Origin of the sequence: Bacillus sp. FSL R9-9834 (assembly GCF_038006905.1) — a bacterium.
GTDB lineage: Bacteria > Bacillota > Bacilli > Bacillales > Bacillaceae_G > Bacillus_A > Bacillus_A pacificus.
This window is the reverse complement of sequence record NZ_JBBOWD010000001.1, coordinates 3984976-4010187: the sequence shown is the minus strand read 5'-3', so window position 1 is coordinate 4010187 and position 25212 is coordinate 3984976. Positions and strand designations below refer to the sequence as shown.

General features: G+C 37.4%; 24 protein-coding genes. 22 read left to right on the top strand and 2 right to left on the bottom strand.

Features of this window, described 5'->3' with window-relative positions; genetic code table 11:
• Positions 1-135 precede the first annotated feature (135 nt).
• The 14 genes from accB (at position 136) to spo0A (ending at position 14664) form a co-directional block, all read left to right on the top strand.
• Entirely contained in the window at positions 136-624 is a 489-nt protein-coding gene (gene accB, locus MKY00_RS20850; RefSeq protein WP_000472870.1) for an acetyl-CoA carboxylase biotin carboxyl carrier protein, read from the top strand.
• A gap of 16 nt (positions 625-640) precedes the next feature.
• Positions 641-1993: an acetyl-CoA carboxylase biotin carboxylase subunit gene (gene accC, locus MKY00_RS20845; RefSeq protein WP_000592876.1), complete on the top strand. Its 1353-nt coding sequence runs from the start codon at positions 641-643 to the stop codon at positions 1991-1993.
• Between the two features lie 22 nt (positions 1994-2015).
• Entirely contained in the window at positions 2016-2408 is a 393-nt protein-coding gene (locus MKY00_RS20840; RefSeq protein ID WP_000807630.1) for an Asp23/Gls24 family envelope stress response protein, read from the top strand.
• Positions 2409-2755: 347 nt separating this feature from the next.
• A complete protein-coding gene (nusB, locus tag MKY00_RS20835; protein ID WP_000830249.1) occupies positions 2756-3148 on the top strand; it encodes a N utilization substance protein NusB in 393 nt (130 codons plus the stop codon).
• A 23-nt stretch (positions 3149-3171) separates the two neighbouring features.
• Positions 3172-4032 carry a bifunctional methylenetetrahydrofolate dehydrogenase/methenyltetrahydrofolate cyclohydrolase FolD gene (gene folD / locus MKY00_RS20830; RefSeq protein WP_000226727.1) on the top strand — a complete coding sequence of 287 codons (861 nt, stop codon included), beginning with the start codon at positions 3172-3174 and terminating at the stop codon, positions 4030-4032.
• Positions 4033-4058: 26 nt separating this feature from the next.
• Complete coding sequence (gene xseA / locus MKY00_RS20825) at positions 4059-5417, top strand: exodeoxyribonuclease VII large subunit (RefSeq protein WP_000415266.1); 1359 nt, start codon at positions 4059-4061, stop codon at positions 5415-5417.
• Positions 5407-5637 carry an exodeoxyribonuclease VII small subunit gene (gene xseB, locus MKY00_RS20820; RefSeq protein WP_000428423.1) on the top strand — a complete coding sequence of 77 codons (231 nt, stop codon included), beginning with the start codon at positions 5407-5409 and terminating at the stop codon, positions 5635-5637. The genes xseA and xseB overlap by 11 nt, the downstream gene beginning before the upstream one ends.
• Positions 5637-6527: a (2E,6E)-farnesyl diphosphate synthase gene (gene ispA / locus MKY00_RS20815; protein ID WP_000150362.1), complete on the top strand. Its 891-nt coding sequence runs from the start codon at positions 5637-5639 to the stop codon at positions 6525-6527. Before xseB ends, ispA begins: the two co-directional genes overlap by 1 nt.
• A 303-nt stretch (positions 6528-6830) precedes the next feature.
• On the top strand, positions 6831-8723 hold the full coding sequence (gene dxs, locus MKY00_RS20810; RefSeq protein WP_000366448.1) for a 1-deoxy-D-xylulose-5-phosphate synthase: 1893 nt from the start codon (positions 6831-6833) through the stop codon (positions 8721-8723).
• 3 nt (positions 8724-8726) lie between these two features.
• Positions 8727-9566, top strand: a complete 840-nt coding sequence (locus tag MKY00_RS20805) for a TlyA family rRNA (cytidine-2'-O)-methyltransferase (protein ID WP_001274742.1) — start codon at positions 8727-8729, stop codon at positions 9564-9566.
• 142 nt (positions 9567-9708) lie between these two features.
• Positions 9709-10158, top strand: a complete 450-nt coding sequence (gene argR, locus MKY00_RS20800; RefSeq protein WP_001032581.1) for an arginine repressor ArgR — start codon at positions 9709-9711, stop codon at positions 10156-10158.
• 267 nt (positions 10159-10425) lie between these two features.
• Positions 10426-12165 carry a DNA repair protein RecN gene (gene recN, locus MKY00_RS20795; RefSeq protein WP_000947753.1) on the top strand — a complete coding sequence of 580 codons (1740 nt, stop codon included), beginning with the start codon at positions 10426-10428 and terminating at the stop codon, positions 12163-12165.
• 118 nt (positions 12166-12283) lie between these two features.
• Positions 12284-13582, top strand: coding sequence for a SpoIVB peptidase (gene spoIVB / locus MKY00_RS20790; RefSeq protein WP_002028467.1), 1299 nt, complete (start codon positions 12284-12286; stop codon positions 13580-13582).
• 287 nt (positions 13583-13869) lie between these two features.
• Positions 13870-14664: a sporulation transcription factor Spo0A gene (gene spo0A, locus MKY00_RS20785; protein ID WP_014297988.1), complete on the top strand. Its 795-nt coding sequence runs from the start codon at positions 13870-13872 to the stop codon at positions 14662-14664.
• Positions 14665-14908: 244 nt separating this feature from the next.
• Here the strand turns inward: spo0A and MKY00_RS20780 are convergent, their stop codons facing one another.
• Positions 14909-15055 carry a YycC family protein gene (locus MKY00_RS20780; protein ID WP_001247671.1) on the bottom strand — a complete coding sequence of 49 codons (147 nt, stop codon included), beginning with the start codon at positions 15053-15055 and terminating at the stop codon, positions 14909-14911.
• 50 nt (positions 15056-15105) lie between these two features.
• On the opposite strand from MKY00_RS20780, the gene MKY00_RS20775 reads away from it, so the two are divergent.
• Positions 15106-15834: a glycerophosphodiester phosphodiesterase gene (locus MKY00_RS20775; RefSeq protein ID WP_000172557.1), complete on the top strand. Its 729-nt coding sequence runs from the start codon at positions 15106-15108 to the stop codon at positions 15832-15834.
• Positions 15835-15883: 49 nt separating this feature from the next.
• On the opposite strand, the gene MKY00_RS20770 is transcribed toward MKY00_RS20775, so the two are convergent.
• Positions 15884-16117 (bottom strand): DUF2627 domain-containing protein, encoded by a 234-nt coding sequence (locus MKY00_RS20770; RefSeq protein ID WP_001190188.1) that lies wholly within the window; start codon positions 16115-16117, stop codon positions 15884-15886.
• A 136-nt stretch (positions 16118-16253) separates the two neighbouring features.
• Here MKY00_RS20770 and MKY00_RS20765 point away from each other — a divergent pair, with 136 nt between their 5' ends.
• The 7 genes from MKY00_RS20765 to bfmBAB all read left to right on the top strand — a co-directional run bounded on the left by MKY00_RS20765 (position 16254) and on the right by bfmBAB (position 25200).
• The gene (locus MKY00_RS20765) at positions 16254-18326 is read left to right on the top strand and encodes a sigma-54 interaction domain-containing protein (protein WP_016718456.1); all 2073 of its coding nucleotides are present in this window, start codon (positions 16254-16256) and stop codon (positions 18324-18326) included.
• A 195-nt stretch (positions 18327-18521) separates the two neighbouring features.
• Complete coding sequence (gene yqiS / locus MKY00_RS20760; RefSeq protein ID WP_000763072.1) at positions 18522-19421, top strand: phosphate butyryltransferase; 900 nt, start codon at positions 18522-18524, stop codon at positions 19419-19421.
• A gap of 35 nt (positions 19422-19456) precedes the next feature.
• Positions 19457-20557, top strand: a complete 1101-nt coding sequence (locus MKY00_RS20755) for a leucine dehydrogenase (protein WP_000171362.1) — start codon at positions 19457-19459, stop codon at positions 20555-20557.
• A gap of 87 nt (positions 20558-20644) precedes the next feature.
• Complete coding sequence (gene buk / locus MKY00_RS20750) at positions 20645-21748, top strand: butyrate kinase (RefSeq protein ID WP_000056191.1); 1104 nt, start codon at positions 20645-20647, stop codon at positions 21746-21748.
• A gap of 4 nt (positions 21749-21752) precedes the next feature.
• Positions 21753-23174 carry a dihydrolipoyl dehydrogenase gene (gene lpdA / locus MKY00_RS20745; RefSeq protein ID WP_001051288.1) on the top strand — a complete coding sequence of 474 codons (1422 nt, stop codon included), beginning with the start codon at positions 21753-21755 and terminating at the stop codon, positions 23172-23174.
• 27 nt (positions 23175-23201) lie between these two features.
• Complete coding sequence (bfmBAA, locus tag MKY00_RS20740) at positions 23202-24203, top strand: 3-methyl-2-oxobutanoate dehydrogenase subunit alpha (protein ID WP_000852554.1); 1002 nt, start codon at positions 23202-23204, stop codon at positions 24201-24203.
• Positions 24204-24216: 13 nt separating this feature from the next.
• Positions 24217-25200: a 3-methyl-2-oxobutanoate dehydrogenase subunit beta gene (gene bfmBAB, locus MKY00_RS20735; RefSeq protein ID WP_000290076.1), complete on the top strand. Its 984-nt coding sequence runs from the start codon at positions 24217-24219 to the stop codon at positions 25198-25200.
• Positions 25201-25212: the final 12 nt, after the last annotated feature.

The window sequence follows — 25212 nt, the reverse complement described above, 5'->3', positions numbered from 1 at the left end:
AAATAGTAACTATTTCTATTAGTAAATGAAATGCAGGATCTAATAGAGTGCATCGTATTTTTACAGTCAATCTAGTTTTTAGTGACGAGAAATCTGTAAAAACGGGACAAACAAGAGTATGGGAGTGGATTTTACATGTTTAAAATTCAAGAAGTTCGTGAATTAATTAAATTAATTGATAGCTCTAATATTGATGAATTTGAATACAAAAAAGATGGTACGACAATCAAAATGAAAAAGCGTGGTAATGAAGTTGTTGCGGTGCAAGCACCTGTAGCAAAACAAGCCGTGCAACCAGTAGCACCTGTTGAAGTTGAAACAACAGTAGCGGCAGCGCAAGTGGAAGTGCCAAAACAAGAAGAGAAAAAAGCTGTTCAGAATGAAAACCTACATAAAATTACATCACCAATGGTAGGTACATTCTATTCTTCTTCTTCTCCTGATACGCCTCCATATGTAAGTGTAGGGGATAGAGTATCGAAAGATTCTATCGTATGTATTGTCGAGGCTATGAAGTTATTTAACGAAATCGATGCAGATGTAGATGGAGAAATTGTTGAGATTCTTGTTAATAACGGACAGCTTGTTGAGTATGGACAACCGCTATTTCTTGTAAAAGCGTAATAAGGGAGTCTTTGTGATGATAAAAAAAGTATTAATAGCCAATCGTGGGGAAATTGCTGTACGAATTATTCGTGCTTGTAAAGAAATGGATATTGAAACAGTCGCAATTTATTCAGAAGCAGATAAAGAGTCACTTCACGTACAAATTGCTGATGAGGCGTATTGTGTAGGACCAACGATTTCGAAAGAAAGCTATTTAAATTTGACGAACATTATTAGTGTTGCGAAGTTAACAGGCTGCGATGCAATTCATCCGGGATACGGATTTTTAGCAGAGAATGCAGATTTTGCAGAATTATGCCGTGAGTGTAACTTAATTTTTATCGGTCCAAGTCCAGAAGCTATTTCAAAGATGGGCACAAAAGACGTTGCTCGTGATACAATGAAAGAAGCAGGGGTTCCGATTGTACCAGGTTCACAAGGAATTATTAAAAATACCGAAGAAGCGATCGAACTTGCGAATCAAATTGGATATCCTGTTATTATTAAAGCGACTGCAGGTGGCGGCGGAAAAGGTATTCGTGTTGCGCGCCATGAAGAAGAGCTTGTAAAAGGAATTCAAATTACACAGCAAGAAGCTAGTACCGCTTTTGGGAACCCTGGTGTATACTTAGAAAAGTACGTTGAAGATTTCCGCCATGTTGAGATTCAAATAATGGCAGATACACACGGAAATGCCATTCATTTAGGAGAGCGTGATTGTACAATTCAGCGCCGCTTGCAAAAACTACTAGAAGAAAGTCCATCACCAGCACTTGATGAAAATGTGCGTAAGCAGATGGGTGAGGCGGCAGTTAAAGCGGCGGTAGCGGTTGATTATACAGGTGCTGGTACGGTTGAGTTTATTTATGAATATAAAACGAAAAGCTTTTATTTCATGGAGATGAATACGAGAATCCAAGTTGAGCATCCAGTTACTGAAATGGTAACAGGGGTAGACTTAATTAAAGAACAAATTCTTGTTGCTTCTGGAGAAAAGTTATCGTTACAGCAAGAAGAAGTACAATTTAATGGTTGGGCAATTGAATGCCGAATTAATGCGGAAAACCCTGCCAAAAAATTTATGCCATCTCCAGGTAAAGTAGAAATGTACTTACCACCAGGCGGATTTGGTATTCGCGTCGATTCAGCTGTATATCCGGGATATTCAATCCCACCTTTCTATGATTCGATGGTTGCTAAATTAATTGTTCACGGAAAAACACGTGAAGAGGCAATTGCAAAAATGAAGCGTGCACTCAGTGAGTTTGTCGTTGAAGGCGTACATACAACAATCCCGTTCCATTTGCAATTGTTAGATCATCCTGATTTTGTAAAAGGTGAGTTTAATACGAAATTTTTGGAAGAGCATGAACTTGTGACGCAGTGATACATTAAAGGAGGTTTTTTTCATGGCTGAACATATGTTAGATATGGGTCAAGATACAACTCTTGGTAAAGTAGAAATTGCACCAGAAGTAATTGAAGTAATCGCAGGTATTGCAGCTGCTGAGGTAGAAGGCGTAGCGGCAATGCGTGGTAATTTTGCTACAGATGTTGTTGAGAAGTTAGGTAAGAAAAATCATGGTAAAGGTGTAAAGGTGGAATTAGCAAACGAAGATATTATCGTTGACCTTTATGTTGTGATGTATTTTGGTGTAGCAATTCCAGTTGTTGCACAAAAGATTCAAGACAACATCCGCCAAGCACTCTTTACAATGACAGGGCTTGAGCCAAAAGAAGTGAATGTTCACATCGTTGGCGTAACATTCGAAACACAAAAAACAGAAATCGAACCAGTGTAAGAATGAAAAAGGTGCCTAGTAACATAGGCATCTTTTTTATCGTTTCGTTTCTTCACAAATTACAACCCTCTAATTATTATACTATTTCAAAAAATGAGAAATAAAAAAGAAAATGTTTCGTTTTACCAAAAAACGTACATTGTGATAAGATATGGAACTTGAAGTTAATCTTTTTATTATTTTTCAGCCTTGTAACCCGTGTGTGAAACGATAAATTGTGTTATTATCATTGTATTATAAGGTTGGAAAATCAATGAAAACTGTAAGAGTAAGTGAATTGACGGCTTATAAATTATAATAATATAACAAAGCATAAGGAAAGACTTGAAGCATAAAGGAGAGTTACAATGAAACGTAGGACGGCTAGAGAAAGAGCTATGCAAGCATTATATCAAATGGATATTACAGGTGAATTAGAACCGAAAGTAGCGGTGGAAAACACGCTAGATGAAGGTGAAGAAACAAATGAGTTTCTAGAATCACTTGTAGTAGGTTTTGTAGAAAATAAAGAAGTAATTGATGAAGCAATTCGTCAAAACTTAAAAAAATGGAAGCTTGAGCGTATTAGTATTGTTGATCGCAGTATTTTACGTGTAGCTGTGTATGAAATGAAATATATGGAAGAAATTCCGCACAACGTAACAATTAACGAGGCAATTGAAATTGCTAAAACATTTGGGGATGAGGAATCTCGTCGTTTTATTAACGGCGTTTTATCTAATATAAAAGATACACTGTAATTTCTTTAAGGGGGAATCTTAAAATGGTAGCAGTAATCATCAAAGGAAATGAAGTTGCGGAGAAAAAACGAGCACAATTAACAGAAGAAGTTGTGAAGTTGAAAGAGCAAGGGATTGTACCAGGATTAGCAGTTATTTTAGTTGGAGAAGATCCAGCATCTCGTTCTTATGTAAAAGGAAAAGAAAAGGGCTGTGAACAAGTAGGAATCTATTCAGAGCTAATTGAATTTCCTGAAACAATTACGGAGGAGCGTTTGCTTGCTGAAATCGATCGCTTAAATGGAGATGACCGCATTAATGGCATATTAGTGCAATTACCTTTACCAAAACATATTGAAGAAAAAGCTATCATTGAAAGAATTTCACCAGAAAAAGATGTAGATGGATTTCACCCAATCAGCGTGGGACGTATGATGACGGGACAAGATACATTCCTTCCATGTACACCGCATGGTATTGTAGAGTTAGTAAAAGAAACAAATCTTGATATCTCGGGAAAACATGTTGTAGTAATTGGAAGAAGTAATATTGTCGGCAAGCCAGTGGGACAATTGTTCTTAAATGAAAATGCAACTGTCACATACTGTCATTCAAAGACGCAAAATATGAAAGAGTTAACGAAGCTAGCTGATATTTTAATCGTAGCAGTAGGACGACCTAAAATGGTAACAGCTGATTATCTGAAAGAAGGAGCGGTTGTAATTGACGTTGGTGTAAACCGTTTAGAAACAGGAAAACTTTGTGGTGATGTTGACTTTGACAACGTGTTAGATGTTGCAGGTTACATTACACCTGTTCCAAAGGGTGTTGGTCCAATGACGATCACAATGCTTCTTCATAATACTGTTGAATCGGCTAAGCGTGCAGGTGTCGTTTGTAAATAATTTGAGTCGGCTATGAGGAGAGAGAAATGGAGAAACAATATTTAACCGTTACAGCGTTAACACGCTATATAAAAACAAAAATAGAATATGATCCGCATTTACAGTCTGTTTGGTTAAAAGGTGAAATTTCCAACTTTAAAAATCATAGCCGTGGCCACATGTATTTTACATTGAAAGATGAAAATGCAAGAATCGCAGCGGTTATGTTTGCGGGTCATAATCGTAATATTAAATTCAGACCTGAAAATGGGATGAAGGTACTCGTGAAAGGGAAAATTTCTGTTTACGAGGCGAGTGGTTCTTATCAAATTTATATTCAAGACATGCAGCCTGACGGAGTCGGAAACCTGCATTTAGCTTACGAACAATTAAAGGTTCGTTTAGAGGAAGAAGGATTGTTTTCTCAAGTTTATAAAAAAACAATCCCTCCTTATGCGAAAACAATAGGTGTGATTACGTCACCAACAGGAGCAGCGATTCGTGATATTATAACAACGATTAAACGTCGTTATCCAATTGGAAATGTTATTGTGTTTCCAGTACTTGTACAGGGGGAGTCAGCAGCTCCCTCAATTGTACAAGCGATTCGTACAGCGAATGAAATGGAAGGGATAGATGTCCTAATCGTTGGGCGCGGTGGAGGTTCTATTGAGGAATTGTGGGCGTTTAACGAAGAAATGGTTGCAAGAGCTATTTTCAAGAGTGAGATCCCTATTATTTCAGCAGTAGGCCATGAAACAGACTTTACAATTGCGGATTTTGTTGCCGATTTAAGAGCACCAACACCAACTGCAGCGGCTGAGCTGGCAGCGCCTAATATTATCGAGTTACAAGAAAAGGTATTACAAAGAACTCTAAGGTTGCAAAGAGCAATGAGAGAGTTAGTACATAAAAAAGAAGAAAAACTACAAGTATTGCAAAAATCTTATGCGTTCCGTTATCCAAGACAAGTATATGAGCAAAAAGAAGAGCAATTGGATAGAGCGTTAGAACAGCTTGTGTTAGCGAAAGAGCGCTATATTGATAAAAAGGTAAATCAGTTAAAACAGCTTTCATTTTATTTAGAGAAGCACCACCCATCTCAAAAAATTATGCAAACGAAGGTAGCAGTTGAAACATTGCAAAAGCAATTGCAACGTGAAATGCAAACGTTACTCCAAACGAAAGAATTTGCCTTTGTAAGAGCTGCTCAAAAACTTGAAGCGCTAAGTCCGCTTAAAGTAATGATGAGAGGGTACGGGCTTGTATATGATGAAGAGAAGCAAGTGTTAAAAAGTGTGAAAGATGTTAGCCTTGGAGATGCTGTTTCAGTTCAATTACAAGATGGAATACTAGATTGTAGCGTATCAGGAATAGAGGAGCGTGAATTGAATAATGGAAAATAAATTAAGCTTTGAAGAGGCAATTTCGCAACTTGAGCACCTCGTTTCTAAGTTAGAGCAAGGTGACGTACCTTTAGAAGAAGCAATTTCTTATTTTAAAGAGGGTATGGAATTATCTAAGCTTTGTGATGAGAAGTTGAAGAACGTACAAGAACAAATGGCAGTTATTCTTGGGGAAGATGGAGAGCTTGAACCGTTTACTGCTTTAGGAGATGAAGCATAGTGACAATTGCTTTTGATACTTTTTTGAAAGAAAGTAAAACTTTCGTAGAAGAGAAGCTTGTAAGCTATGCAAATGAATTACAATGTCCAAATGTACTTCGTGAAGCGATGGCATATTCTTTGGAAGCGGGTGGAAAGCGTCTCCGCCCGTTACTTTTATTTGCAACATTACAAGCGTTTGGTAAAGAAAAAAATCTTGGTGTAGGTGCAGCTTGTGCTCTTGAAATGATACATACATACTCGTTAGTTCATGATGATTTACCTTGTATGGATGATGATGATTTAAGAAGAGGGAAGCCCACAAATCATAAAGTATTTGGTGAAGCGATGGCAGTTTTAGCAGGAGATGGTTTGTTGACATATGCTTTTCAAGTTATTATGGCATATGAGCAAAAGGAAATCTCTGCTGAGAAAAAAGTAAGACTTGTTCTTGAGCTTGCAAAGGCGGCAGGGCCAGAGGGAATGGTTGGCGGACAAGTAGCAGATATGGAAGCGGAAGGGAAACAGCTTACGATCGATGAGCTAGAGTATATTCATAAGCATAAGACTGGGAAACTACTTGAATTCGCTGTACTTGCAGGGTCGATACTTTCTAATGCCACAGAAGAACAGGAAGAAAAATTACTTGAGTTTGCAAAATATATCGGCCTAGCTTTCCAAATTCGAGATGATATTTTAGATGTGGAAGGAACCGAAGAAGAGATTGGAAAACCGATTGGTAGTGATGTTTCCAACGAAAAGAGCACATATACGACGTTATTTACTGTAGATAGAGCAAAGGATATTTTAGAAGAAACGATTGCAAAAGCAAAAGATGCTATTAGTTCCTTGCAATTACAAGATGAATATTTACTATCTATTTGCGATTTGATTGCAAAACGTAATAACTAATATAACAGCGTTTTCATTTGTTGAGTCATTCATCATTTTATGATATAAATGTAGGAAAAGGTTTTTCTTTTCTTGTTATTGGCAAAAATATATGTAGATTACATTGCCGTTATCACTTCGTGTTAGCGGCTATTTTTTTCATCGCCTAAAGAAATATGGTTTATAATAAGATTAGGGCGCAATAGACTGGTTAATAGCAGGACAAGGTGAAAAATAAAAAAAGAGAATTTCTTGTTTTGTGTAAATGTTTTTTTATAATATTTGACATGTTGACAGATTATGAAATGAAAGTGAGTGATCCATGTGGATCTAACGCAAATTCAAAACCCTAGTTTTTTGAAAGATATGTCTATCAGTGAACTAGAGGGATTGAGTGAGGATATTCGTAAGTTTTTAATTGAAGAGCTCTCTCAAACAGGTGGACATATTGCGCCTAATTTAGGTGTAGTAGAACTCACAATTGCTCTGCATAAATTATTTGATAGTCCGAAAGATAAATTTTTATGGGATGTAGGACATCAATCCTATGTACATAAAATTTTAACTGGACGTGCAAAAGAATTCGGCACATTAAGGCAATATCAAGGTCTATGTGGTTTCCCAAAACGTTGTGAGAGTGAGCACGATGTATGGGAAACTGGCCATAGCTCGACATCATTATCTGCTGCAATGGGAATGGCTCTAGCACGTGATTTAAAGAAAACGAAAGAATATGTTATACCAATCATTGGTGATGGTGCTTTAACGGGCGGAATGGCTTTAGAGGCATTGAACCATATTGGACATGAAAAAACAGACATGATTGTTATTTTGAATGATAATGAAATGTCAATTGCGCCAAACGTTGGTGCGCTTCATAATGTGCTTGGACGTCTGCGTACCGCAGGAAAATACCATTGGGTAAAAGACGAGCTAGAGTATATTTTGAAGAAAATCCCAGCTGTCGGTGGGAAAGTTGCTGCGACAGCAGAGAAAATAAAAGATAGTCTTAAATATTTACTAGTATCCGGTGTCTTTTTCGAAGAGTTAGGCTTTACATATTTAGGTCCAGTCGATGGACATGATTATGAAAAGTTATTCGAAACGTTGCAATATGCAAAGAAAACAAAAGGCCCAGTGCTTGTTCATGTTATTACGAAAAAAGGAAAAGGTTACAAACCAGCAGAGAGTGATGTTATTGGCACTTGGCATGGAACAGGACCTTATAAAATTGAATCAGGTGACTTCGTTAAACCGAAAGAAGTTGCACCAGCATGGAGTGCTGTTGTTAGTGAAACAGTACTTAAGTTAGCGAGAACGGATGAGCGTATCGTTGCAATTACACCTGCAATGCCTGTTGGATCGAAACTTGAGAAATTCCAAAAAGAATTCCCAGATCGTATGATTGATGTAGGTATTGCAGAACAGCATGCTACAACAATGGCAGCGGGTATGGCAACGCAAGGTATGAAACCATTCTTAGCGATTTATTCAACATTTTTACAAAGAGCATATGACCAAGTTGTTCATGATATATGCCGCCAAAATTTAAATGTTTTCATCGGAATCGATCGCTCTGGTTTAGTAGGAGCAGATGGTGAAACGCATCAAGGTGTATTTGATATTTCATTCTTACGCCACTTGCCGAATATGGTACTTATGATGCCAAAAGATGAAAATGAAGGGCAACATTTAGTATACACGGCAATGCAATATGAAGATGGACCAATCGCATTACGTTATGCGCGAGGGAATGGACTTGGCGTTCATATGGATGAAGAATTAAAGGCGATTCCAATCGGTTCATGGGAAACGTTAAAAGAAGGTACACAAGCAGCTATTTTAACATTTGGTACGACAATACCAATGGCAATGGAAGCGGCTGAGCGTCTTGAAAAGGCTGGAGTTTCAGTGAAAGTAGTGAACGCTCGCTTCATTAAACCAATGGATGAAGCATATTTACATGATCTCTTAGGAAAAAATATACCAATTTTAACGATTGAAGAAGCTTGCTTAATTGGTGGTTTTGGAACAGGAGTAGTTGAATTTGCGTCTGAGAACGGGTACCATAGTGCGTTAGTTGAACGAATGGGTATTCCAGATCGTTTCATAGAGCACGGTAGTGTAACAAAATTATTAGAAGAAATCGGTTTAACGACAGATGCTGTTGTAGACCGTATTCATACAATGATTCCATCAAAACAAAAAAGGGCGTAACAAATGAGTGCGAAAAAAGAAAGAGTAGATGTACTATTAGTAGAGCGAGGGCTTATAGAAACACGTGAGAAAGCAAAACGCGCCATTATGGCCGGCCTTGTATATGCGAATGAGATGAGATTGGATAAGCCAGGAGAGAAAATCCCACAAGATACAGAGATTACGGTGAAGGGGCAAGTTATGCCGTATGTAAGCCGTGGTGGTTATAAACTTGAAAAGGCATTAGAGACATTTCATCTTGATTTACAAGATAAAGTTATGATAGATATTGGTTCATCAACTGGTGGCTTTACCGATTGCGCGCTTCAAAATGGAGCGAAATTATCTTATGCATTAGATGTAGGGTACAATCAACTTGCGTGGAAATTGCGTCAAGATGAGCGTGTTGTCGTAATGGAACGAACGAACTTCCGTTACGTAACACCAGCAGACTTAGAACGTGGTTTACCGCAATTTGCTAGTATCGATGTTTCGTTTATATCATTAAAACTTATATTACCAGTTTTAAAAACAATGCTTATGCCGAATGGGGATGTAGCAGCGTTAATTAAACCTCAGTTTGAAGCTGGAAGAGAGCAAGTTGGTAAAAAGGGTATCGTTCGCGATCGAAAAGTACATGAGGCTGTCGTAGAAATGATTGTAGACTTTGCTATAAAAGAAGGATACGACGTAGAAGGTTTAACATTCTCACCGATTACGGGCGGGGATGGTAACATTGAATTTTTAATTCATCTGAAATGGCATGGTGAACGTGAGAATGGCGAAAATCATTCTCCAGTTTCTGTTGAGCAAGTAGTTACAGAGGCACATGATGTCCTAAAACAAAAAGGGAAAGGGGAATAACATATGTTGTTCCTCTTTTTGTTGTAATTGTATAATGATTGTAAAAACAATTGTGTACAAGTAACGAATTATAAGTTAACATAAATAAGTGAAGTATACCAATGTTTAAACTATGGTAAGAGATAGTGTGAGGTGCAAATGTATGAATAAAGGTCAGCGCCATATTAAAATCAGGGAAATTATTGCGAACAAAGAAATTGAAACACAAGATGAATTAGTTGATATTCTACGTAATGAGGGATTTAATGTAACGCAAGCGACAGTATCGCGCGATATTAAAGAATTGCACTTAGTGAAAGTGCCATTACATGATGGTCGCTATAAATATAGCTTGCCAGCAGATCAACGATTTAACCCGTTACAAAAATTAAAACGCAATCTAGTGGATTCATTTGTAAAATTAGACACGGCAGGACATATGCTTGTGCTAAAAACATTGCCTGGTAACGCTCATTCACTTGGAGCACTTATTGATCATTTAGAGTGGGATGAGATCATCGGAACCATTTGTGGTGATGATACTTGCTTAATTATTTGCCGTACACCTGAAGATACAGGTGTTGTCTCTGATCGTTTCTTAAATATGCTGTAACAAAAAAATCTTGTTTGCTTTCCTCTGTAAAGTGGAAAGTGAACAGGATATTTTTATTGGTTAAAAACGTGAATTCTTAATTGTAATATAATATTTTCTTTGAATAAAATTAGGAAATAGGTGGATTGACCCGTAAAACAAATGTTTGGTACAATGGAGCGGTTAGAAAAGTAATTTATACATACAAACATATAGTATGACTATTTGAATAAAGAACTGAGAAAAGCCCTTCATAGGGGATTAGTTTATAACGAGGTGAATGGGGCATTGTTATCGGAATTATCGATTAGAAACTTTGCTATTATTGAGGCATTAAATATTTCTTTTCAAAAAGGATTAACGGTTTTAAGTGGTGAAACAGGGGCCGGAAAATCGATTATTATTGATGCGATTAGTTTACTTGTAGGTGGCCGTGGTTCAGCAGAATTTGTTCGATACGGAACAGAAAAAGCTGAGATAGAGGGGCTATTTTATGTGGAAGATGATAAGCATCCATGTATTGAAAAAGCAGAAGAGTTGGATATAGAAATAGAAGACGGCATGATTATTTTGAAGCGTGATATCGCTGCAAATGGAAAAAGTGTATGTCGTGTAAATGGAAAACTAGTTACCCTTAGTGTATTAAAAGAAATTGGAAAAACACTTGTTGATATTCATGGGCAACACGAAACGCAAGACTTAATGAATGAAGAACGTCATTTATTTATGCTCGATCATTTTGATGGAGAGCGTATCGTTAAACAATTAGATATATACCAAAACGTATATGCTGACTATGAGAAATTAAAAAAACAGTTGAAATCGTTAAGTGAAAATGAACAACAAATGGCGCATCGCTTAGATTTAATTCAATTCCAGCATGAAGAAATCCGTAAAGCTGATTTAAAGATGGATGAAGAAAATGACTTAACTGAAGAACGATTGCAAATTTCTAATTTCGAAAAGATTTATAAAGCATTAGGTGACGCGTATCGCTCGTTAAGTGCTGACGGACAAGGGTTAGATAATGTACGAAGCGCAATGGGACAGATGGAGAGTATTACACATTTAGATGAAGTGTATCAAGAAAATCATGATTCCATTGCCAATAGTTATTATTTATTAGAAGAAGTTGCGTATCAACTAAGAGAAAAGCTCGATATGATGGAATATGATCCGAATCGCTTAGACGAAATTGAAACGCGTTTAAATGAAATTCGTATGCTAAAGAGAAAATATGGAAATACTGTAGAAGAGATTTTAGCGTATGCTGATAAAATTGAACAAGAAATTTTTACGATTGAAAATAAAGACGTTCATATTGAAACGACGAAGAAACAGTTGAAGGAATTAGAAAGTGTTATTCTAAAAGAAGCAACGTTGTTAAGTAATATGCGTCATGAACTTGCAGAGCATCTTACAAATGCCATTCATCAGGAATTAAAAGAATTATATATGGAAAAAACAAAATTTGAAGTGAGAATCATGAAGCGAGAAGGAAATGCAGAAGAGCCTCTCGTGGAGGGAGCACCGGTAAGACTTACAGCGGATGGTTACGATCATGTGGAATTTTATATTTCAACAAATCCGGGTGAGCCGCTAAAACCACTTTCAAAGGTTGCTTCTGGCGGAGAGTTATCCCGTATTATTTTAGCTTTAAAAAGCATTTTTTCTAAGCATCAAGGTGTTGCATCTGTTATTTTTGATGAAGTGGATACTGGTGTAAGTGGCCGGGTCGCACAGGCTATTGCGGAAAAGATTTATCGAGTATCAGTAAACTCACAAGTACTTTGTATTACGCACTTACCTCAAGTAGCTTCAATGGCGGATTCGCATTTATTTATTCGAAAACAAGTAGCAAATGATCGAACAATTACATCAGTTACCGTTTTAACTATGGAGGATAAAGTAACAGAAATAGCTCGAATGATTTCTGGTGTGGAAATTACAGATTTAACGACAGAACATGCGAAAGAATTACTTACGCAAGCGCATCGTTTTAAACAGACAGCAGAGGCTATCCAGTAATGGATAGCTTTTTTTCTCAAATGATGATTTCTTAATTCTTCCGGTTATAAATAAAGCATTGCAAGGAGAGATTAAAAAGTGAAGCCAAAAGGCTGAATGTGGGGTAGGAGCGAGGAGAGTGAATAAATTGAAATTAGAAAGATTTCGCAAAATAATAGGTATTTTTCTCCTTGTTTCTTTAGTTTTTATTGGGTGTTTTAAACCGCTTCGGACGTTTATTTCATCTCCGAAGCAACTTGTTGTTTTTGAAGGACAACAATCAGAAATAGCTTCATTACCAGTGTTTAAAGCTTCATCTACAGATCGTCATGTGTTTACAGTAAGTTCAAATGAACAAAAACAAGGACTTATGGTAAATTCTCATCAAAATGGTGAAGCAGATATGGTGTTTCAGCTTGCTGGTTTTCCAGTGAAAAAAGTAAATGTGAGAGTATTAAAAGATTTCAAAGTTATTCCAGGTGGACAATCAATTGGTGTAAAGTTAAACACAAAAGGGGTACTTGTTGTAGGCCATCATTTAATTCAAACTGAAAAAGGGAAAGTATCTCCTGGTGAAACAGCTGGTGTGCAAATTGGAGATATGATTACTGAAATTAATGGTAAAACAATTGAAAGAATGAGTGATGTAGCACCATTTATTCATAATAGTGGGGAAACAGGCGAACCGCTTAATCTCGTTTTGTTAAGGGATGGAAAGCATATCCGCACTAAATTAACACCACAAAAAGACAGTGGAGAATCGTCTTATCGCATTGGTTTATATATTCGTGATTCGGCAGCTGGAATCGGAACAATGACATTTGTTCATCCTGATTCTATGAAATATGGGGCACTTGGTCATGTCATTTCTGATAATGATACGAAAAAGCCGATTCAAGTCGAAGATGGACAAATTATGCGTTCGACAGTTACATCAATTGAAAGAGGTAGTCATGGGAATCCAGGGGAGAAATTAGCGAGGTTCTCACCTGATCGTGAAGTGATTGGCAATATTACAATCAATAGTCCATTTGGTATTTTTGGCAAATTGAATACAAATATGACAAATGGCGTAATGGATAAAGCAATGCCTATTGCACTATCTCATCAAGTAAAAGAAGGACCAGCAAAAATATTAACGGTTATTGATCAAGATAAAGTGGAAGCGTTTGATATTGAAGTTGTGAGTACAGTACCGCAAAAGTTTCCGGCAACAAAAGGCATGGTAATAAAAGTAACAGATAAACGTTTATTAGCGAAAACAGGTGGTATCGTACAGGGGATGAGCGGAAGTCCAATTGTACAAAATGGAAAGGTAATTGGCGCTGTTACACATGTATTTGTAAATGATCCAACATCAGGATATGGTGTTCATATTGAATGGATGTTACATGAGGCTGGAATTAACATTTATGATCAAGAAAGAAAAGCGAGCTAATTAATAATTAGCTCGTTTTTCTATTGAAAAATTCGTTGAAATTTTGTAAAAGCTCCGCAAGAGGTGTTTTTTGTTGTAAAATAAAAGGAAAGGGTTGAACGTTTCGTTGTTTTTCTATGATGGAATGTGTTGCGAAAAGGAATAAATAAACGATAAACATATTTTTTTGTGATTTTATCGGAAAGTAACAAACTTTAAAAGGGAATTTTCACACAATTGTCGAACAATTCATGTAGCCTAGAAGGATACACATGTCGGAGAATCGATTCGGTAAGGGAGGAAAAGCTGTGGAGAAAATTAAAGTATGTCTTGTGGATGATAATAAAGAATTAGTATCAATGCTAGAGAGTTATGTAGCTGCTCAAGAGGATATGGAAGTAATCGGTACTGCTTATAATGGTCAAGAGTGTTTAAATTTATTAAAAGATAAGCAGCCGGATGTACTTGTATTAGATATTATTATGCCACATTTAGATGGGTTAGCTGTACTAGAGAAAATGCGCCATATTGAAAGGTTAAGACAGCCTAGCGTAATTATGTTGACAGCGTTTGGACAAGAAGATGTGACGAAAAAAGCAGTTGACTTAGGTGCGTCATATTTCATATTAAAACCATTTGATATGGAGAATTTAACGAGTCATATTCGTCAAGTGAGCGGTAAAGCGAACGCTACTATTAAACGTCCACTGCCATCTTTCCGATCAGCAACAACAGTAGATGGAAAACCGAAAAACTTAGATGCAAGCATTACGAGTATCATTCATGAAATTGGTGTGCCTGCTCATATTAAAGGGTACATGTACTTAAGGGAAGCAATTTCTATGGTGTACAATGACATCGAATTACTTGGATCTATTACGAAAGTATTGTATCCAGATATCGCGAAGAAATATAATACAACAGCAAGCCGTGTCGAGCGTGCAATCCGTCACGCAATTGAGGTAGCATGGAGTCGCGGGAATATCGATTCTATTTCGTCCTTATTCGGTTATACAGTATCTATGTCAAAAGCAAAACCTACGAACTCCGAGTTCATCGCAATGGTTGCGGATAAGCTGAGACTTGAACATAAGGCTAGCTGAGAATAGAAGAAGTAAGGGATTTAAGTTTTTAATAATTCTTGAAATGTATACTTGATAGTAAATTTAAAACCAATGAACTTTTTAATTAAAGACCAATGAATGTTAGAATTCGTTGGTCTTTTTATTGTACATGTTCGAAGTGAAGGTTAAATTGAATCACGGTATATCCGATGAGGGATTTTAGCAAGCAAGTCATCCGTGATATAATAGAAAATAATAAAAAGTCCTGTGAAACAGGACTGTATTATTCTTCGTCTTTATTTTGTTTTTCTAATTCAACTAACTTTTGAATTAAAATGTGCTGCGGCATATGCATAAGTTGTTCAAGTGGAACACCTAATGCTTTTGATAGGCGGACTGCAGTGTCTGGAGAAATTTGTAATGGTCTCATAGAAGTACCTCCTTTTTCGTATAGTATAGCATAAGATTGGGGGAGTGAGGATGACTCTTATATTTGCACATCGTGGTGCAGCGGGAACGTACCCAGAAAATACGATGATTTCATTTGAAGCAGCTGAATCTTTTAAGGCAGATGGAATTGAGCTTGATGTTCAATTAACGAAAGACGGAAAGGTTGTCGTCATTCATGATGAAACAGTGGACCGGACAACAAATGGAAAAGGTGCGGTTCGAAATTATGTATATGAGGATTTATGTAAATTAGATGCGAGCTATAAATTTGGTGATAAAGTAGGTTTTTGTAAAATACCTCTTTTAGAAGAAGTGTTACAATGGATTGAACAAACAGGGTTGTTACTCAATATTGAACTTAAAAATAATAAAATTCCATACAGAGGCTTAGAGGAAGAAGTTATAACGCTTGTACGCAAATTTAATTTAGAAAATCGTGTTATATTTTCTTCATTTAATCACTACAGTATGAAAAGGTGTCATATGATGGCTCCTGATATTCAAACAGCGATTTTATATCGCGAAGGCCTGCATAGCCCATGGGCATATGCAAAAAAGATGGGAGCTACTGCGGTGCATCCGAATTATCGTTACCTTCAAGATGCCATTGCTGAATTAACGATGGAAAGTGATGTAGAAGTTCGGCCCTATACAATTAATGAAGAAACACTTATGCGTAAATATTTTGATATGAACATATCGGCGATTATTACTGATTATCCTGAAACGGCAAGAACGTTATTGCCAATAAAAAAATGAGACCGCGTGTAACGGTCTCATTTTTTTATTGATAAGTAGTAGGAATTTCCTATCTTCTAAAGCGCGCTTGTACTTTATTTCGTTTACGGTCTCGGTGTAAGACGAAGCCACCAAAAATATAAAACCCTAGTCCGAAGCAAAGAGCGCCAATTAAAAATTGTAACCAAAGTATGGAGAGTGGAGGAAATAGAATCCCGAATACAGTATCTCTCATTAATTTGATGCCAAACACAGCTAATGAAATAGGGATGAGTGCTAATAATAGAGCAAGGTAACGCTGCATATAAACTCTCCTTTTCAGATTATTTTGTTTATTTTAATGATGTTATATGAAAAGGGGGTTTGTCAAGAGGGGGCTGAACGAGTAAGATAAGGGTGTGAAAAATTTTGCAGAGATACTTCGAGAGGAAGTGTAATATATGAAACAAAAAGTTTTAATTGTTGGTGCAGGTGAAGGTGGTAGTACACTGCTACGTCTGTTACAGAGTTCGAATATATTTCAAATTATAGGGATTATTGATATAAATCCGATAGCAAAAGGGTTACAGATGGCAAAGGAATACGGGATTGCGATTGGAGAGAGTGTGACTCCGTTTCTTTCTATGCACATTGATGTAATGTTTGATATGACAGGTGACGATGATTTACATAAAGATTTATTAAAGAAAAAGCATAAAGATACTCTTCTTATACCAGGTGATATTGCAAAGATTGTTACGAGATTAGCACATGAGAAGGAAGATTTAATTGGAAAGTTAGAAGAGCAAACGCAGCAAGGTGATTTAATTTTAAACTCCACGCATGACGGTATGATAGTGATTGATAAAGAAGGACAAGTTCGCCTATTTAATAAAAGTGCAGAACGTATTATCGGATATAAAAAAGAAGATGCGGTAGGCAAATATATTTTAGAAGTTATTCCGACTAGTAAGCTGCTTCGTATTATACGTACGAAACAAATAGAAGTAAATTATGAACTGACGCTTGAGAATGGAAAGAAAATTATTACAACCCGTATTCCAATATTAAAAGAGGGAGGAGAAGTGCAAGGGGCATTTGCGATTTTTAAAGATATAACAGAGGTTGTAGATCTTGCGGAAGAAGTTACAGATTTAAAGGAGATTCAAACGTTACTTGAGGCGATTATTAACTCGTCTGAGGAAGCCATTTCGGTCGTGGATGAAAAAGGACGAGGGTTAGTAATTAACCCTGCATATACGAAATTAACAGGTTTAACAGAAGAGGACATTATTGGAAAGCCAGCTACAACTGATATTGTAGAAGGTGAAAGTATGCATATGAAAGTACTTCGAACGCGTAGGGCAGTACGAGGAATACATATGAAGATTGGACAAAAAAAGCGAGACGTAATTGTAAACGTAGCACCAGTCATTGTAGATGGAATATTGAAAGGGAGCGTTGGTGTAATTCGTGACGTATCAGAAATTCAAAAGTTAACAAATGAATTGAATCGAGCAAGGCAAATTATTCGAACGTTAGAAGCGAAATATTCATTTGATGACATTGTCGGAAATTCAGATGAAACAACGGCTGCTATTGAGCAGGCAAAACTGGGGGCGAATACACCAGCAACAGTATTGCTACGCGGGGAGTCAGGGACAGGTAAAGAATTGTTTGCACATGCTATCCATAATGGAAGTAATCGAAAATATAATAAGTTCGTTCGTGTAAACTGTGCAGCTATTTCGGAGACCTTGTTAGAAAGTGAATTATTTGGTTATGAGGAAGGGGCGTTTTCTGGCGCGAAAAGAGGCGGAAAACGTGGATTCTTTGAGGAAGCGAATAACGGCAGTATCTTTTTAGATGAAATAGGCGAACTATCTGCCAATACGCAAGCGAAACTCCTTCGCGTTTTGCAAGAGAAAGAAATTGTAAAAGTTGGTGGAACGAAAGCAATCCCTATTAATGTCAGAGTAATTGCAGCGACGCACGTGAATTTAGAAAAAGCCATTTTAGAAGGAGAATTCAGGGAGGATTTATATTATCGATTAAATAAAATTCCAATTCACATTCCATCCCTTCGTCAGCGTAAAGGGGATATACCGGCAATCGCAGACAGATTAATTCAAAAAATTAACCAAGATTATGGCCGAAATATAGAGGGGCTCACTAATTCTGCTATTTCCTATTTACAATCATATGAATGGCCAGGGAATGTGAGGGAACTTGAAAACATTTTGGGGAGAGCTATTATCTTTATGAATTATAACGAGACTTATATTGATGTACAACATTTACCGCCATTACATAACGAAGAGCAGGTGGAGTCAAAGCAAGCTCATTTATTACCTGAGTTAGAAGAAAAGCCACTTGAGCATTTAGTGACGGAGTTTGAAGGGAATATCATTCATGAATATTTAGAGAGGTTTGGTGGAAATAAAACACAAACAGCAAGAGCGTTAGGAATTTCGGTTCGAAATTTATATTACAAGCTAGAAAAGTATGAGTGTGCAAAAAATAGCATGCAATAAATTGCGTACCGTGCAATTTATTGCATGGTATACAAAAAGTGACAAAATAAGACAGAATCTTTTGTTATTTTCCAAAGTATTGATTTTACTGTGTTTTGAATGCGTTTTCATTATTGGTAAGACCACTTTAAAAAGTTGGCACGGTATTTGCTTAATAAAAAGACGAGGGACGACGGAAAGGGTTGATTACAAAATATGAAGTTAGAACACTTAATTGATCAAGCAGCAGGCCAGCCTAAAAAAACTGTGGCTGTAGCAGTAGCTGAAGATCATGAAGTAATTGAAGCTGTAGCGAAAGCAATTACATTACAGCTAGCTCAATTTCGTCTATATGGAAACCAAGAAAAAATAATGGGGATGTTACAAGAACATAATTTACAAACTTCAGAACATATTGAAGTGATTGCAGCACAGTCAAGTGCTGAGGCTGCAGAACTTTCTGTGAAAGCTGTAAGAAACGGCGAAGCAGATGTGCTCATGAAGGGAAACATCCCAACAGCAAATATTTTGAAAGCTGTATTAAATAAAGAGTGGGGACTTCGTAAAGGTAGCGTACTTTCACACGTTGCAGCATTTGAAGTTCCAAATTACGATCGTCTCATTTTTGTTACAGATGCAGCGATGAACATTGCACCTGATGTAACACAGAAAGCTGCTATTATACAGAATACTGTAGAAGTTGCCCGGGCAATAGGAATTGATTTGCCAAAGGTAGCACCAATTGCAGCGGTAGAGGTTGTGAATCCTGCGATGCAAGCGACAATTGATGCAGCGATGTTAACTCAAATGAATCGCCGCGGACAAATTAAAAATTGTGTCGTTGATGGACCACTTGCTTTAGATAATGCAGTATCACAAATTGCAGCAGAACATAAAGGCATAGTAAGTGATGTAGCAGGTAAGGCAGACATTTTACTCGTCCCAACGATTGAAGCTGGAAATGTGCTATATAAATCACTCGTATACTTTGCGGATGCAAAAGTAGGAGCAATGATTGCTGGCGCAAAAGCACCGATTGTTTTAACATCTCGTGCTGATTCAGCAGAAACAAAAGTATATTCATTAGCATTGGCAGTTGCGACTGCTTCAAAATAAACCAAATAGGGTAAAACAATTAGGGGGAAACGACAATGACATTAGAAATCTTCGAATACTTAGAAAAATATGATTATGAGCAAGTAGTATTTTGTCAAGATAAAGAATCTGGTTTAAAAGCAATCATTGCAATTCATGATACAACACTTGGACCAGCTCTTGGTGGAACAAGAATGTGGACATATGATTCTGAAGAAGCGGCGATTGAAGATGCATTGCGTCTTGCAAAAGGGATGACATACAAAAACGCAGCAGCTGGTTTAAACTTAGGTGGTGCGAAAACAGTAATTATCGGTGATCCACGTAAAGATAAGAGCGAAGCAATGTTCCGTGCATTAGGACGTTACATTCAAGGACTAAACGGACGTTACATTACAGCTGAAGATGTTGGTACAACAGTAGATGATATGGATATTATCCACGAAGAAACTGACTTTGTAACAGGTATTTCACCATCATTCGGTTCTTCTGGTAACCCATCTCCAGTAACTGCATACGGTGTGTATCGTGGTATGAAAGCTGCTGCGAAAGAAGCTTTCGGTACTGATAATTTAGAAGGAAAAGTAATTGCTGTTCAAGGTGTTGGTAACGTAGCATATCACCTATGCAAACATTTACACGCTGAAGGAGCAAAACTAATCGTTACAGATATTAATAAAGAAGCTGTACAACGTGCAGTAGAAGAATTCGGTGCAACAGCAGTTGAGCCAAATGAAATTTACGGTGTTGAATGTGATATTTACGCACCATGTGCATTAGGCGCAACAGTTAATGACGAAACTATCCCACAACTTAAAGCAAAAGTAATCGCTGGTTCTGCGAATAACCAATTAAAAGAAGATCGTCACGGCGACATCATTCATGAAATGGGTATCGTATACGCACCAGACTATGTAATTAATGCAGGTGGCGTAATTAACGTAGCAGACGAGTTATATGGATACAATAGAGAACGTGCATTAAAACGCGTTGAGTCAATTTATGACACAATTGCAAAAGTAATCGAAATTTCAAAACGCGATGGCATTGCAACTTATGTAGCAGCTGATCGTCTAGCTGAAGAGCGCATTGCAAGCTTGAAAAACTCTCGTAGCACATACTTACGCAACGGTCACGACATTATTAGCCGTCGCTAATCATTCATATATTACTTTTACAAAAGGTGTGGTTACCTCTTATGAGGTTTCCACCTCCTTTTGAATTTATTAGTGGAGGTAGCAACAGTGTCTTTAAATCGAATTCTTGTTATTAATCCGGGTAGTACATCCACAAAAATCGGTGTTTTTGATAATGAAAGACCCGTTTTAGAAGAAACTATTCGTCATGACGAAGAACAGATTGGAAAATATAAGCGAATTATTGACCAATATGAGTTTCGTAAAGAAACGATCTTAGAAGTTCTACATTCTCACGGTATTAACATTTCAAAGTTAAACGCAGTTTGTGGACGCGGGGGATTACTTCGTCCAATCGAGGGTGGAACATACACAGTAAACGATGCGATGTTAGAAGATTTGAAAAATGGATTTAGCGGTCATCACGCTTCAAACCTTGGGGGCATTTTAGCATATGAAATTGCTTCTGGATTAAATATTCCGGCATTCATTGTAGACCCTGTCGTTGTAGATGAAATGGAGCCGGTTGCTCGTATAAGTGGTATCGCTGGTATGGAACGTAAAAGTATTTTCCATGCATTAAATCAAAAAGCAGTCGCTCGCAAAGTGGCTGAAGAATTAAACCACAAATATGAGGATTTAAATTTATTAGTTACACATATGGGCGGCGGTATTACAGTTGGTGCTCATAAAAAAGGAAAAGTTATCGATGTGAATAATGGTTTAAATGGAGAAGGACCATTTAGCCCAGAGCGTGCGGGTACAGTACCAGTAGGACAACTAGTTGAAATGTGTTTCTCTGGTGAGTATTACCGAGACGAAATGGTTAAAAAACTTGTCGGACAAGGTGGACTTGTAAGTCTTATTGGTACAAATGATGCGATTAAAGTAGAACAAATGGTTGAAAAAGGTGATCCTGAAGCAACTCTTATTTATAAAGCAATGGCGTATCAAGTTGCAAAAGAAATTGGTGGAGCTAGCGCTGTACTTCACGGGAAAATCGATGCAATTGTATTAACTGGTGGACTTGCTTACAGTAAAATTCTTGTTGATGAAATAAAAGAACGAGTAGACTGGATTGCAGATGTTATCGTACATCCAGGAGAAGATGAATTACAAGCATTAGCAGAAGGGGCACTTCGTGTACTACGTGAAGAAGAAGCTCCAAAAGAATATATTGTACGTGAAAAAGAAACGGTAGCTAGGGGTTGAGATAATGGCAAAAGAATATGATTTAGTCATCGTTGGCGGCGGTACTGGTGGATATGTTGCTGCTATTCGTGCATCACAACTAGGTTTAAAAACGGCACTTGTTGAAAAAGAAAATCTTGGTGGTACTTGTTTACACAAAGGATGTATTCCTAGTAAAGCCCTTTTACGTAGTGCGGAAGTATACGCAACTGCTAAGAAAAGTGAAGAGTTCGGGGTTATTGCAAGTAATGTAGAACTAAACTTTGCAAAAGTACAAGAGCGTAAAGAGAAGATTGTAACGCAACTTCATAAAGGTGTTCAGCACTTAATGAAACAAGGTAAAATTGATGTGTTTGAAGGTATTGGCCGTATTCTTGGTCCATCTATTTTCTCTCCGATGCCAGGGACAATTTCAGTTGAACTTGCAAGTGGAGAAGAGAATGAAATGTTAATTCCAAAAAATGTACTTATTGCAACAGGTTCTCGTCCAAATTCATTACCAGGTTTAGAATTAGACGGAGAGTACGTAATGTCTTCCGATCATGCCCTAAAAATGGAAACGCTTCCTAGTTCAATTATTATCGTTGGTGGCGGTGTAATTGGTATTGAGTGGGCATCTATGCTTGCTGACTTCGGTGTAGAAGTTACAGTATTAGAGTATGCGAAAACGATACTACCACTAGAAGATCAAGACGTTTCAAAAGAAATGCAACGTCTATTCAAGAAAAAAGGTATTAAAGTGGTAACTGGTGCAAAAGTATTACCAGAAACATTGGTAAAAGATAATGGAGTAACAATTCAAGCTGAACATAACGGTGAGAATAAAGAATTTAAAGCAGAAAAAATGCTTGTATCTGTAGGAAGACAAGCCAATACGCAAAATATTGGTTTAGAGAATACGGATATCGTTGTGGAAAAAGGATACATTCAAACAAATGAGTTTTATCAAACGAAAGAATCTCATATTTACGCAATCGGTGATGTAATCGGTGGCTTACAGCTTGCTCACGTTGCTTCTCATGAAGGAATAGCTGCAGTAGAACATATTGCTGGTAAAGAAGTTACACCAATTGATTATTCTATGGTATCAAAATGCGTATATAGCAGTCCGGAAGTTGCTTCTGTCGGTTTAACAGAACAAGAAGCGAAAGAAAAAGGCTATAAGTTAAAAGTAGGTAAGTTCTCATTCCGTGCAATCGGGAAAGCGCTTGTATACGGCGAATCAGATGGTTTCGTAAAACTTGTAGTTGATGAAGAAACAAATGACATTCTTGGTGTTCATATGATTGGACCACATGTAACAGATATGATTTCTGAAGCAGGTCTTGCAAGAGTACTTGATGCAACACCTTGGGAAGTAGCACATACAATTCATCCGCATCCATCATTATCTGAGGCGATTGGTGAAGCAGCGTTAGCTGTAGATGGAAAAGCGTTACACGCATAAAAATGTGGATTTAGGAGGTTATGAAAAATGGCAGAAGTAAAAGAAAAGCGCCATGAAGAGCTTGGCTTAAGTGATGAGCAAGTATTAGAAATGTTCCGTACGATGTTACTTGCACGTAAAATCGACGAACGTATGTGGTTATTAAACCGTGCTGGTAAAATTCCATTCGTAATTTCTTGTCAAGGACAAGAGGCAGCACAAGTTGGAGCAGCATTCGCTCTTGATAGAGAGAAAGATTATGCATTACCATACTACCGTGATATGGGTGTTGTATTAGCGTTTGGTATGACAGCGAAAGAACTGATGCTATCTGGTTTCGCGAAAGCTGGAGATCCAAACTCTGGTGGTCGTCAAATGCCTGGTCACTTCGGCCAAAAGAAAAATCGTATTGTGACAGGTTCATCTCCAGTAACAACGCAAGTACCACATGCAGTTGGTATTGCATTAGCTGGAAAAATGGAAAAGAAAGATTTAGTAACGTTTGTTACATTCGGTGAAGGTTCTTCTAACCAAGGTGATTTCCATGAAGGTGCAAACTTTGCTGGCGTACACAAGTTACCTGTTATTTTCATGTGTGAAAATAATAAATACGCAATCTCTATTCCAGTTGAAAAACAATTAGCTTGTAAAAATGTATCAGATCGTGCAATTGGATACGGTATGCCTGGATATACAGTAGACGGAAACGATCCGCTTGCAGTATATAAAGCTGTAAAAGAAGCAGCAGACCGTGGCCGACGCGGTGAAGGCCCAACTTTAATTGAAACAGTATCATATCGTTTAACAGCACATTCAAGTGACGACGATGATCGTGTTTATCGTGATAAAGAAGAAGTAGAAGAAGCAAAGAAAAATGATTCAATTATAACATTTGCTGCTTATTTAAAAGAGGTTGGCGTGTTAACTGAGGAATCTGAAAAACAAATGTTAGACGAAATTATGCATATCGTAAACGAAGCAACAGAATATGCAGAAAATGCTCCGTATGCAGCACCTGAAGATGCATTGAAGCACGTATACGCAGAATAGGGGGGAACGTTTCATGGCTGTAATGTCTTATATTGATGCTATTACATTAGCAATGCGCGAGGAAATGGAACGCGATGAGAAAGTATTCGTTTTAGGTGAAGATGTTGGTAAAAAAGGTGGCGTATTTAAAGCGACACACGGATTATATGATCAATTTGGTGAAGATCGTGCGCTAGATACACCACTTGCAGAATCTGCAATCGCTGGGGTCGCAATTGGTGCAGCAATGTATGGAATGCGTCCAATCGCTGAAATGCAGTTTGCTGATTTCATCATGCCAGCAGTAAACCAAATTGTTTCTGAGGCAGCAAAAATTCGTTACCGTTCTAATAATGATTGGACTTGTCCAATTACAGTTCGTGCGCCATTTGGCGGCGGTGTTCACGGTGCATTGTATCATTCACAATCTGTAGAAGCGATGTTTGCAAACCAACCGGGTTTAAAAATTGTTATCCCTTCTACACCATATGATGCAAAAGGCTTACTAAAAGCTGCAATTCGTGATGAAGATCCAGTATTATTCTTTGAGCATAAACGTGCATATCGCTTAATTAAAGGTGAAGTGCCAGAAGATGATTACGTATTACCAATCGGAAAAGCAGATGTAAAACGTGAAGGCGATGATATTACTGTTATCACATACGGATTATGTGTTCATTTTGCTCTTCAAGCGGCTGAAAAGTTAGCACAAGATGGCATCTCTGCACACATTCTTGATTTACGTACTGTATATCCATTAGATAAAGAAGCAATCATTGAAGCAGCTTCTAAAACAGGTAAAGTTCTTCTTGTAACAGAAGACAATAAAGAAGGAAGTATTATGAGTGAAGTGGCAGCAATTATTGCTGAAAACTGTCTGTTTGATTTAGATGCACCAATCGCACGTCTTGCAGGTCCAGACGTTCCAGCAATGCCATATGCACCAACAATGGAAAAATTCTTTATGGTAAATCCAGATAAAGTTGAAAAAGCAATGCGTGAACTTGCGGAATTTTAATCGGGGGGACTA

Bases quoted from the DNA above. Each gene is read 5' to 3' on its own strand.
- MKY00_RS20805 (WP_001274742.1), top strand. From the start codon at position 8,727: ATGAGTGCGAAAAAAGAAAGAGTAGATGTACTATTAGTAGAGCGAGGG.
- nusB (WP_000830249.1), top strand. From the start codon at position 2,756: ATGAAACGTAGGACGGCTAGAGAAAGAGCTATGCAAGCATTATATCAA.
- MKY00_RS20765 (WP_016718456.1), top strand. From the start codon at position 16,254: ATGAAACAAAAAGTTTTAATTGTTGGTGCAGGTGAAGGTGGTAGTACA.
- folD (WP_000226727.1), top strand. From the start codon at position 3,172: ATGGTAGCAGTAATCATCAAAGGAAATGAAGTTGCGGAGAAAAAACGA.
- MKY00_RS20780 (WP_001247671.1), bottom strand. From the start codon at position 15,055: ATGAGACCATTACAAATTTCTCCAGACACTGCAGTCCGCCTATCAAAA.
- argR (WP_001032581.1), top strand. From the start codon at position 9,709: ATGAATAAAGGTCAGCGCCATATTAAAATCAGGGAAATTATTGCGAAC.
- MKY00_RS20775 (WP_000172557.1), top strand. From the start codon at position 15,106: ATGACTCTTATATTTGCACATCGTGGTGCAGCGGGAACGTACCCAGAA.
- MKY00_RS20755 (WP_000171362.1), top strand. From the start codon at position 19,457: ATGACATTAGAAATCTTCGAATACTTAGAAAAATATGATTATGAGCAA.
- xseA (WP_000415266.1), top strand. From the start codon at position 4,059: ATGGAGAAACAATATTTAACCGTTACAGCGTTAACACGCTATATAAAA.
- accC (WP_000592876.1), top strand. From the start codon at position 641: ATGATAAAAAAAGTATTAATAGCCAATCGTGGGGAAATTGCTGTACGA.
- MKY00_RS20770 (WP_001190188.1), bottom strand. From the start codon at position 16,117: ATGCAGCGTTACCTTGCTCTATTATTAGCACTCATCCCTATTTCATTA.
- bfmBAB (WP_000290076.1), top strand. From the start codon at position 24,217: ATGGCTGTAATGTCTTATATTGATGCTATTACATTAGCAATGCGCGAG.
- xseB (WP_000428423.1), top strand. From the start codon at position 5,407: ATGGAAAATAAATTAAGCTTTGAAGAGGCAATTTCGCAACTTGAGCAC.
- accB (WP_000472870.1), top strand. From the start codon at position 136: ATGTTTAAAATTCAAGAAGTTCGTGAATTAATTAAATTAATTGATAGC.
- MKY00_RS20840 (WP_000807630.1), top strand. From the start codon at position 2,016: ATGGCTGAACATATGTTAGATATGGGTCAAGATACAACTCTTGGTAAA.
- yqiS (WP_000763072.1), top strand. From the start codon at position 18,522: ATGAAGTTAGAACACTTAATTGATCAAGCAGCAGGCCAGCCTAAAAAA.
- bfmBAA (WP_000852554.1), top strand. From the start codon at position 23,202: ATGGCAGAAGTAAAAGAAAAGCGCCATGAAGAGCTTGGCTTAAGTGAT.
- lpdA (WP_001051288.1), top strand. From the start codon at position 21,753: ATGGCAAAAGAATATGATTTAGTCATCGTTGGCGGCGGTACTGGTGGA.